Origin of the sequence: Streptomyces sp. NPDC007162 (genome assembly GCF_040634175.1) — a bacterium.
In the GTDB taxonomy this organism is placed as follows: Bacteria; Actinomycetota; Actinomycetes; order Streptomycetales; family Streptomycetaceae; genus Streptomyces.
Window position 1 is genome coordinate 1 of the sequence record NZ_JBEYFC010000360.1, and the last position, 9,673, is coordinate 9,673.

Annotated in this window: 6 protein-coding genes and 2 pseudogenes; 3 read left to right on the forward strand and 5 right to left on the reverse strand. The window is 71.2% G+C overall.

Features of this window, described 5'->3' with window-relative positions:
- Window positions 1–612 (forward strand): annotated as a pseudogene (locus ABZ646_RS32135) (chitinase); the annotation flags it as partial.
- A gap of 27 nt (window positions 613–639) precedes the next feature.
- Here the strand turns inward: ABZ646_RS32135 and ABZ646_RS32140 are convergent.
- The 5 genes from ABZ646_RS32140 to ABZ646_RS32160 form a co-directional block, all read right to left on the reverse strand.
- On the reverse strand, window positions 640–1,512 hold the full coding sequence (locus tag ABZ646_RS32140; protein WP_360526650.1) for a sulfotransferase: 873 nt from the start codon (window positions 1,510–1,512) through the stop codon (window positions 640–642).
- Window positions 1,513–1,701: 189 nt separating this feature from the next.
- On the reverse strand, window positions 1,702–2,952 hold the full coding sequence (locus tag ABZ646_RS32145; protein WP_360526653.1) for an alpha-L-fucosidase: 1,251 nt from the start codon (window positions 2,950–2,952) through the stop codon (window positions 1,702–1,704).
- Between the two features lie 4 nt (window positions 2,953–2,956).
- Window positions 2,957–6,001, reverse strand: coding sequence for a glycoside hydrolase family 38 C-terminal domain-containing protein (locus ABZ646_RS32150; protein WP_360526656.1), 3,045 nt, complete (start codon window positions 5,999–6,001; stop codon window positions 2,957–2,959).
- 45 nt (window positions 6,002–6,046) lie between these two features.
- On the reverse strand, window positions 6,047–7,384 hold the full coding sequence (locus tag ABZ646_RS32155) for a 6-phospho-beta-glucosidase (protein WP_360526659.1): 1,338 nt from the start codon (window positions 7,382–7,384) through the stop codon (window positions 6,047–6,049).
- Entirely contained in the window at window positions 7,381–8,145 is a 765-nt protein-coding gene (locus tag ABZ646_RS32160; protein ID WP_360526662.1) for a DeoR/GlpR family DNA-binding transcription regulator, read from the reverse strand. Before ABZ646_RS32160 ends, ABZ646_RS32155 begins: the two co-directional genes overlap by 4 nt.
- Window positions 8,146–8,272: 127 nt before the next feature.
- Between ABZ646_RS32160 and ABZ646_RS32165 the strand changes: the two genes are divergently transcribed.
- Together ABZ646_RS32165 and ABZ646_RS32170 are read left to right on the forward strand one after the other, a co-directional pair.
- The gene (locus tag ABZ646_RS32165) at window positions 8,273–9,325 is read left to right on the forward strand and encodes a carbohydrate kinase family protein (protein ID WP_360526665.1); all 1,053 of its coding nucleotides are present in this window, start codon (window positions 8,273–8,275) and stop codon (window positions 9,323–9,325) included.
- Between the two features lie 129 nt (window positions 9,326–9,454).
- Window positions 9,455–9,673: pseudogene (locus tag ABZ646_RS32170) on the forward strand (hypothetical protein); the annotation flags it as partial.

Sequence of the window (9,673 nt, forward strand, 5' to 3'; positions counted from 1 at the left end):
AGCGCGCTGGCCGGGGCGATCCAGAAGGTGGTCGACGCCTACGGTCTCAAGTCCGTCGACATGGACATCGAGAACACGGACGAGTTCGAGAACGAGGCCGTACAGGCGAAGATCCTGACCGCGCTGAAGACGGTCAAGGCCGACAACCCCGGTCTGAAGACGATCGTCACCTTCGGGACGTCCACCACCGGGCCGACGTACTACGGCAACCGGCTGATCGAGCAGGCTCAGTCGATCGGCGCCGACGTCGACGTCTTCACGATCATGCCGTTCGACTTCGGCGGCGGCTCCGACATGTACGGCAACACGGTGAACGCGGCCGAGGGCCTGAAGGCCAAGCTGAAGTCCACGTTCGGCTGGGACGACGCGACGGCCTACGCACACATCGGGATCTCCGGCATGAACGGACTGTCCGACCAGCAGGAGACCACGACCCCGGCGATCTGGACGCAGATCCGTGACTGGGCGAACTCGCACCACATCGCCCGGCTGGCGTTCTGGGCGGTCAACCGGGACCGTGGCTGCGCGGGCGGCGGCGTGGTGAGCAACTGCTCCGGGATCAGCCAGAGCAACTGGCAGTTCACCTCGATCACGGCCGGTTTCACCGGCTGAGCACCGAGAACCGCGGTGTGGGGATGCCTAGCCCGGGTATCTCCACGCCTTGGCCATCTCAACAAGCCGGGGCGGGAGTTCGGCGGTGGGGTCGGCCTGCCGGGCGGCCTGGACACGGCCGGACCTGATCTCGCTGGACCAGTCGCCGAGCTGCGGCCGGAAGGTGCCGTGGTCCTGTCTGCCGTAGTCGAGCATGCCGCTCTCCCACTCGACGCCGAGGTACGCGCACAGACCACGGGTGACCCGCTCCGGCTCGGCGGTGAGATCCTCGTACGTCATCACGTGGGCGTCGGGCAGACGCTGCCGGGCCTCCTCCAGCTTCTCGGCGTAACCGAGGACCTCGGCGCGGATCGCCTCGTGGTCGGGGTCGGCTCGGCGGCTGGCCAGGGACTGGATGACGGCACCGGGGTGGCGCAGCAGCAGGACGAACCGGGCTTCTGGCCAACATCGGTGCAGCCGGGGCCAGATGAGGGTGTTCGGCGGGGTCTTGTCGACGATGACGTCCTTGCCGCTGCGGCTGAGCTCCAGGTGCAGCACCCGGTCCCACAGGACGTGCTCCAGTTCCTCGCGGTCGAGGTCGAGCTCCTTCATGGCGTCCGCCGTGAACTCCCGGGACATGCGGACGTGGACGGTGCGCAGGTGCATCTCGTGCGGGGCGCGGACCCGGCTGTGGCTGTTCAGCAGGACCCGCAGCAGGGTGGAGCCGGAGCGCACCGAGGACAGGACGAAGACCGGCGACCGGACCAGGCGCGGGGAGAGCGGGGCCACGTAGCCGTCCGAAGGCCACTGCGACTCGGCCCGGCGCGGGCTCGGGACGGCGTCAAGGGCCTTGCGCGGCGGGCTCACCGCCTGCGCCATGAGCCGCCCCCGGCGCTTCAGCCCCTTCGCGATCGCGGACATTCGCGGGTCTCGCACGGTGATGCCTCTCTCTCGTCCCTGCCGTCCGCATCCCAGGGGGGTCAGACGAACCCGAGGTGACCGAGAGAAGAACAGGCAGGGTCGCGGCGGCCCGGAAAGCCGCCGTGACCTGCCCACTTACCGTTCTCTTAATTCTTCCTGTGAGATGTGCCGACCCTGGGGCGAACCGGGTCAGAACCGTCCGGACCCCCGGTACAGCTCCAGCTCCCCGTCCAGTTCGACGGCGAGGACGGTGGCGTACGGGTCGAGGTCGGCCGCGGCCGGCGGGTCGATCCACAGCACGCCGACGGCCTCGTGCAGCCCGCCGACCACCCGGTGACCGAGCTCGGTGCCGCTGCCCACCACGGTGACCCTGCTGACCTTCGTGGCCAGGCCGCGGACCCCGATCTCGGCGCGCGGGGCGTCGAACAGGGTGAGGTACAGGGTGCGCCGGTCGGCGGAGAGGGTGCTGGGCCCGTAGTGGTGCCCGGCGGGCAGCCCGCGGCCGGTCCCGTACACCGCCTCCGCGTGCCGGCGGATCCACTCCCCCAGCCCTTCCAGACGCTCCACCTGCGGCTGCGGGATGGTGCCGTCCTCCATGGGGCCGACGTCGAGCAGCAGGTTGCCGCCGCCCCCGATGGTCTCAGTGAAGTAGCGGATCAGCTGGGCGAGCGACTTGTGGTTGTCGTCGTGGTGCTGGTACCCCCACGAGTCGTTGATCGTCAGGCACAGCTCCCAGGGGCCGTCCGGCGGCACGACGGGGGCGCCCTGCTCGGGGGTGGCGTAGTCGCCCTCGCTGAGCATGCGCGCGTTGAAGACGACGTGCGGCACGTACGAGCGGATCAGCGCGGCGAGTTCGGGGATCCGCCACTGCTCCTCGCTGCGGTCCCACTCCCCGTCGAACCACATCAGGTCCGGCCGGTAGCGGGACGCCAACTCCGTCACCTGGCCGTCCCGGTAGGCGATGAAGCGTTCCCAGGCGGCCAGGTCCTCGTCCTCGGCCGCCACCTCGGAGTAGCGGTTGTCCTCCTGCTCGGGCGGCCGGCCCGGCTTGCGCGTGGACGCGTAGTCGGGGTGGTTCCAGTCGGAGTGCGAGTAGTACAGGCCGACCTTCAGCCCCTTCTCGCGCAGCGCCTCGGCGTAGGGGCCGAGGTAGTCCCGGCCGAGGTTGAGGTCGCCGTACTCCGTGTCCCACAGGGCCACTCCGTCATGGTGACGGCTGGTCAGCACGGCGTACCGGGCGCCGGCGCGGGCGAACAGGTCCGCCCACGCCTTCGGGTCGTACGCGGCGCCCGTGAACCGGTCCAGCTGGGACATGTACCGGTCGTGCGGCACGATGTCGTCGTAGAACGACCAGGACTCCTGGACCCCGTCGACGGCGTAGATGCCCCAGTGCACGAAGATCCCCAACTTGGCGTCGGTGAACCAGGGTTGCATGGCCATGTGGTCAGCTCCTGCGCAGCCGGAGGGTGAGGATCTGGAAGGGGCGCAGCTCCACCGCGACGGAGTCGCCGTCGACGGACGCGTCCTCCAGCGGGCGCTCCAGCAGGTCGGTCACCTGGGCACCGGCCAGCGCGAAGCCGGTGCGCAGCACCCCCTGGGCACGGCCGCCACGGGACTCGTAGAGCCGGACCACCACGTCGCCGGAGGCGTCGTCGGCGAGCTTGACCGCCTCGACGGTCACGCCGTCACCGGAGACCGAGACGACCGGCACCGGCTCGCCCGCCGAATCCGCCACCCGCAGCGGCAGGTTGAGGGCGTAGCCCGCCGCGACCGCGTCCTCGATGTCCGCGCCGGGCAGCAGGGAGTAGGTGATGCGGTGGCGGCCCTGGTCGGCGCCCGGGTCCGGGATGCGCGGGGCGCGCACCAGGGAGAGCCGGACCGTGGTGGTCGTACCGCCGTCCTCGCGGACCGTGCGGGAGACGTCGTGGCCGTACGTCGAGTCGTTGATGACGGCGACACCGTAGCCGGGCTCGCCGACGTGCACCCAGCGGTGGCCGGAGACCTCGAAACGGGCCGCCTCCCAGCTGGTGTTGGTGTGCGTGGGCCGCTGCACGTGCCCGAACTGGATCTCGGCGGAGGAGTGCGCGGCCCGGATGTCCACCGGGAAGCCCGCCTTGAGGAACTTCTCGGCCTCGTGCCAGTCGATGTCCGTCTCGAAGTCGATCCGGGGGCTGCCGGCGCGCACGGTGACCGTCTGGGTGATCGTCGAGCCGTTGCCGAAGGGACGCGTGATGCGGATCGAACCGAGCAGCGGGTCCGCGTCGACGACCGTGATCTCCGAGGGCTCCAGCAGGTCGGTGTAGCGGTTCTTGTAGTGCTTGTCGACGTCCCAGGCGTCCCAGTAGTTCGGGAGGTCGGTGTGCAGGCGCAGCAGGTTGCCCTGGCCCGCGAGGACCTCGCGGTTCGCCCGGAGGTCGCGGACCGACGACAGGGTGCCGTCCTCGGCGATCTCCACCCGGACGAGTCCGTTGTCGATGACCCGGCCCTCGACCGTCACGGCCTGCGGGGCCTCGGTGGCGGCCGTCAGCGGGGCGCTGCCGTTGGCGGGGACCTCGACGTACACCGGGGTGCCGGCGGTGTCGCGGACGACCTCGGCGCGGTCGTAGGGGCTGGTGTTGAAGACCCGGGCCGTGCCGCCGCCCAGCGCCGCGACCGCCTCGGCGGTGAGCACCTCCAGCTCCTCGGCGACGCGGGCGTACTCGGCCTCGGCCTCGCGGTGCACCCAGGCGATCGAGGAGCCCGGCAGGATGTCGTGGAACTGGTGGAGCAGGACCGTCTTCCAGAGCCGGTCGAGCTTCTCGTGCGGGTAGCGGTAGCCGGGCGCGTGCAGCGCGGCCGTCGTCGCCCACAGCTCGGCCTCGCGCAGCTTGTGCTCGCTGCGCCGGTTGCCCTGCTTGGTGCGGGCCTGCGAGGTGTAGGTGGCGCGGTGCAGCTCCAGGTAGAGCTCGCCGACCCAGACCGGGGCGTCCTCGTACTCGGCGCGGGCCTTGGCGAAGAAGGCGTCGGGGTGCTCGACCTCGACCCTGGGGGAGCCCTCCAGGTCCTTGAGGCGGCGGGCGCGCTCCATGATCTCGCGGGTGGGACCGCCGCCGCCGTCGCCCCAGCCGAACGGGGCCAGGGAGCGGGTGGCGGCGCCCTTCTCGGCGTAGTTGCGGACCGCGCGGGACATCTCCTCGCCGCTGAAGCGGGCGTTGTAGGTGTCGACGGGCGGGAAGTGCGTGAAGATGCGGGTACCGTCGATGCCCTCCCACCAGAAGGTGTGGTGGGGGAACGTGTTGGTCTGGTTCCAGGAGATCTTCTGGGTGAGGAACCACTCGTTGCCGGCCAGCTTGGCGAGCTGCGGGTAGGCCGCGTTGTAGCCGAATGAGTCGGGCAGCCAGACGCCCTTGGTCTCGATGCCGAAGTGCTCGATGAAGAAGCGCTTGCCGTGCACGAGCTGGCGGGCGATCGCCTCGCCGCCGGGGAGGTTGCCGTCGGACTCGACCCACATGCCGCCGACCGGAGCCCACTGGCCCTTCTTCACGGACTCCTGGATGCGGGCCCAGACCTGCGGGTAGTTGTCGCGGACCCACTCGTACTGCTGGGCCTGCGAGCAGGCGAAGACGAACTCCTCGTACTCGTCCGCCAGCGACGTCACGTTGGAGAAGGTGCGGGAGGTCTTGCGCTTGGTCTCGCGGATCGGCCACAGCCAGGCCGAGTCGATGTGCGCGTGGCCGACGCCGGAGACGATGTGCGCGCTGGCGTGCGCGGGCTTGGACAGGGCCGGCTTCAGGGCCGCGCGGACGGCGGCGGCGGAACCGGAGATGTCGTCCAGGTCGAGCAGGTCCATCGCGCGGTCGAGGGCGTGCATGATCTCGTGCCGGCGCGGGTCGTGCTCGCCGAGTTCCAGCATCAGCTCGCGCAGTACCTGGATGTCGAGGTCGAGGTGCCAGACGTCCTCGTCGAGGACGGCGATGTCGGCGCGCTTGAAGGTGTAGAGCGGCTTGTCGCCGGCGGTCAGGACGTCGCCGAGCGGCGTGGGCGCCTCGAAGTTGTCGGCCAGGATGTCCGGGTTGGAGGCGGCCTCGACCAGGTAGTCGATCACCTCGCCGCCGGTCGCCGGGTTGGCGATCGGCACGTACTGGTTGAGGGGGTTGACCGCCTTGAGCGGGGTCCCGTCGGTGAGGTGGACTAGGGCCTCGGCCTGGTTGCCGGGCCAGTCGCCGACGAAGCCCAGGTCGATGACGGCCTCGACCCGGCGGCCCGCGAACTCCGCGGGCACCTCGCCGCGCATCCGGAACCAGGTGGTGCCCCAGGGCGGACCCCACGGGGTGTCCATGGCGAAGGGCGCGTAGGGGGCGGCCGCGGCCTCCTCGAAGGAGACCGGCTCGCCGGGGGCCTGCCAGGCGGTCACCTCGAAGGGGACGGTGGCCGCGTAGATCGCGGGCCTGATGCGCTGGTTCTGGAGGCGCTCTACGCGCTCCTCGATCCGGCGGCGTTCGTCGTGCATGGAAGTCTCCAGAAGAGGGATGGAAAGCGCTTTCCGAGCGGCTGACTACTTAAGATACGCGAGGCCGGGGTGGGCGTCGGTGTACCCCTCGACCAGTCTGCGGGCCACGTTCACCGAGTCCACCAGGGGGTGCAGGGCGAACGCCTTGACGGCCGTCGCGCGGGACCCCGACTCGGCGGCGGCGAGCACCTCGCGCTCGACGGCCTTGACCGCGCAGACAAGACCGGTGGCGTGGTCGGGCAGCGGGGCGACGGCGACCGGGTGGGCGCCGTTGGCGTCGACCAGGCAGGGCACCTCGATGACGGCCTCGCCGTCGAGCACCGAGAGGGTGTCGCGGTTGCGGACGTTCAGGATCAGCGTGGTGCGCTCGTCGCGGGCGATGGCCCGCATCAGGGCCAGGGCGACCTTCTCGTAGCCGCCGGACAGGTCGTCGGCGTCGCGCTCGCCGGCGCCGGCCGTCTCCCGGTTCTCGGCCATGTAGGTGGCCTCCCGCTCGGCGCGGGTGCGGTCCCAGACGTCCAGGGCCTTCGAGCCCGGGTCCGCGACCGCCTCGTAGAAGTGCGCCTGCTGGTCGCGCAGGAAGGCGCCGCGGGTCTTCTCGGCCTGCTGGTAGGCGCGGACGGCCTCGCGGTTGAAGTAGTAGTAGTGCAGGTATTCGTTGGGGATCGCGCCGAGGGACTGCAGCCAGTCGACACCGAAGAGCTTGCCCTCCTCGAAGGAGCCGAGCAGGTCGGGGTCGGCGAGCAGGCGCGGGAGCTCGTCGCGGCCGGCGACGTGCAGGCCGCGGACCCAGCCGAGGTGGTTGAGGCCGACGTAGTCGATCCAGGCCTCGCGGGGGTTCGCGCCGAGCACCCGGGCGATCCGGCGGCCGAGGCCGACCGGGGAGTCGCAGATGCCGATGACGCGGTCGCCGAGGTGGCGGGACATGGCCTCGGTGACGAGTCCCGCGGGGTTGGTGAAGTTGATGACCCAGGCGTCGGGGGCGAGCCGGGCCACCCGCCGGGCGATGTCCACGGCGACCGGGACGGTCCGCAGGCCGTAGGCGATGCCGCCGGCGCCGACCGTCTCCTGGCCGAGGACCCCTTCGGCCAGGGCCACCCGCTCGTCGTCCGCACGGCCCTCCAGTCCGCCCACCCGGATCGCGGAGAAGACGAAGTCGGCGCCGCGCAGGGCATCGTCCAGGTCGGTGGTGGCGGTCACGGCGGGAGCGCCCGGGACACCGGCCGCCTGCTCCGCCAGGACGCGGGCCACCGCGGACAGCCGTCCGGCGTCGAGGTCGTGCAGGACGACCTCGGTGACCCGCCCCTCGCCGCGGTCGGTCAGCAGTGCGCCGTACACGAGCGGCACCCGGAACCCGCCGCCACCCAGAATCGTCAGTTTCACGCTAGAGCCTTTCCTGCCAGGACCATCTCGACACCGGCCTCCTCCAGGGCGGCACGGGTCGCCGGGTCCACCGGCGCGTTGGTCACCACCATGTCCAGGTCCTCGGGACCGCAGACCTTCGCCATGCCCGTCCCCGGGAACTTGGCGGCGTCGGCGAGCAGGACGACCTTGTCGCTCGCCTTGATCATGGCGCGCTTGACCGGCACCTCCACGACCGTCGTGTCCATCACCTGCCCGCCGGGGCGCACCCCGCTGGTGCCGAGGAAGAGCCAGTCGGCGTGCAACTGGCGCAGGTTGTCCTCGGTGAGGAAACCGACCAGGGAGCGGTACTCACGGCGGAGCATGCCGCCGAGCAGCACCAGCTCTATGCCCTCGTCGTCGGCGAGCTCCTCGTAGACCACCAGGTTGCTGGTGATCACGGTGAGCCGGCGGCCGTGCAGCTGGCGGGCCAGCCGGTAGGCCGTCGTACCGATGTCCAGGAGGACCGACTGGCCGTCGGCGACGAGGGCCGCCGCGCGGGCCGCGATGGCGTCCTTCTCGGCCACGCGCACCTCGGCGACCTCGGCGAAGGGCTGGTCGCCCTCCTCCGCCACGGCACCGCCGTGCACCCTCGTGAGCAGCCCGTCCTCTTCCAGTTTGAGCAGGTCGCGCCGGATCGTGGCGGGGCTCACACCCAGTTGCTCGGAGAGATCGGTCACGGCAGCGGGGCCGCCCGAGCGCAGGGCCCGCAGGATGAGTTGATGTCGTCGTTCTGCCAGCACGCGGCGAACACTACTCGTCATCTTCAATCAAATCCATGCTCAGTTCTGCTCGGGTATTGACCAATCTCGCAGAGCGGCGCACGATTCCGGTCATCGAAATGACGAGTTTTGACGAGAGGCTGCGCACGTGGACGACGACAGGCCCGATGTGCTGCTGACCGGGCTGCTCTTCTACGACCTCGTCCTGACGGGTCTCGGGAAACCGCCGACACCGGGCGAGGAGATCTGGACGGCGGGCATGGGCTGCGGCCCCGGCGGCATCGCGAACCTCGCGGTGGCCGCGTCCCGGTTCGGCCTGCGCACCTCGCTGGCCACGGTCTTCGGCGACGACTTCTACGGCGAGTACTGCCGGGACGTCCTGAGCGACCAGGAGAACGTCGACCTCTCGCTCTCCCGCATCGCGGACCGGTGGCCCACCCCGGTCACGGTCTCCCTCGCGCACGGCGACGACCGCGCCCTGGTCACCCACGGCTCGCAGCCGCCGTACTCGCAGGACGCGCTGATGGGCGACCCGCCCGAGGCGCGTACCGCGCTGGTGCACATCGAGGCCGAACCGCGCGAGTGGATCGCCAAGGCGGCCGCGAACGGCACCCACGTCTACGCCGACGTCGGCTGGGACCCCACCCAGCAGTGGTCCCGCGCCCTCCTCGACCAGCTCGCGCTCTGCCACGCCTTCCTCCCCAACGAGACCGAGGCGATGGCCTACACCCGCACCGACAGCGCGCGGGCCGCACTCGGCACGCTCGCCGAACTCGTCCCGGTGGCGGTGGTGACGCGGGGCGGCGCCGGCGCGCTGGCCGTCGACCAGCACACCGGCGAGTACGCGGAGGTCCCGGCCGTCGCCGTGGACGTCCTCGACGCGACGGGCGCCGGAGACGTCTTCGGGGCGAGCTTCGTGGCCGCCTCGCTGGGCGGCTGGCCCCTGGAGGAGCGGCTGCGGTTCGCCGTACTGGCCGCCGGGCTCTCCGTCGGCCGGCCCGGCGGGGCACTCGCGGCCCCCGGCTGGTACGGCGTCGACAGCTGGTGGCGGTCGCTGACCGACCCCGACCTCAAGCGCGCCTACGGCTTCCTGGCCGACCGGCTCCCGGCCGACCCCGGGCCGCCGGTGCGGTACGCCCCCGTGACCCCGCCCGCCCCTCGCACGCTCGTCGGCCCACGCGCCTCCGCACAGCGGCACTGACCCTCGGACCCCTGGGCACGCGAACCCCGAGGCCCGCGAACCCCTAGGCACGTCGAACCCCTTGGCACGTCGAACCCCTTGGCACGTCGAACCCCTTGGCACGTCGAACAGGAACAACAGGAGTGACCCGTGGACCTTTCACGTAGAGGCTTCCTCCAGGCCGCAGTCCTCACCGCGGCCGCATCCGGTCTCACCGTCGCATGCGGCGGCTCGTCGGGATCGGGTGGCACCAAGAACGGCAAGGACCTCACCTTGTGGTACTGGGGTGGCGCGCTCAGCGACAAGGTGGTGGCCGACGTCGCGGACGGCTCCTTCGTGGGCACGATCGCCGACGAGGACGTCCACACC

Bases quoted from the DNA above. Each gene is read 5' to 3' on its own strand.
- ABZ646_RS32140 (WP_360526650.1), bottom strand. From the start codon at position 1,512: ATGTCCGCGATCGCGAAGGGGCTGAAGCGCCGGGGGCGGCTCATGGCG.
- ABZ646_RS32145 (WP_360526653.1), bottom strand. From the start codon at position 2,952: ATGGCCATGCAACCCTGGTTCACCGACGCCAAGTTGGGGATCTTCGTG.
- ABZ646_RS32150 (WP_360526656.1), bottom strand. From the start codon at position 6,001: ATGCACGACGAACGCCGCCGGATCGAGGAGCGCGTAGAGCGCCTCCAG.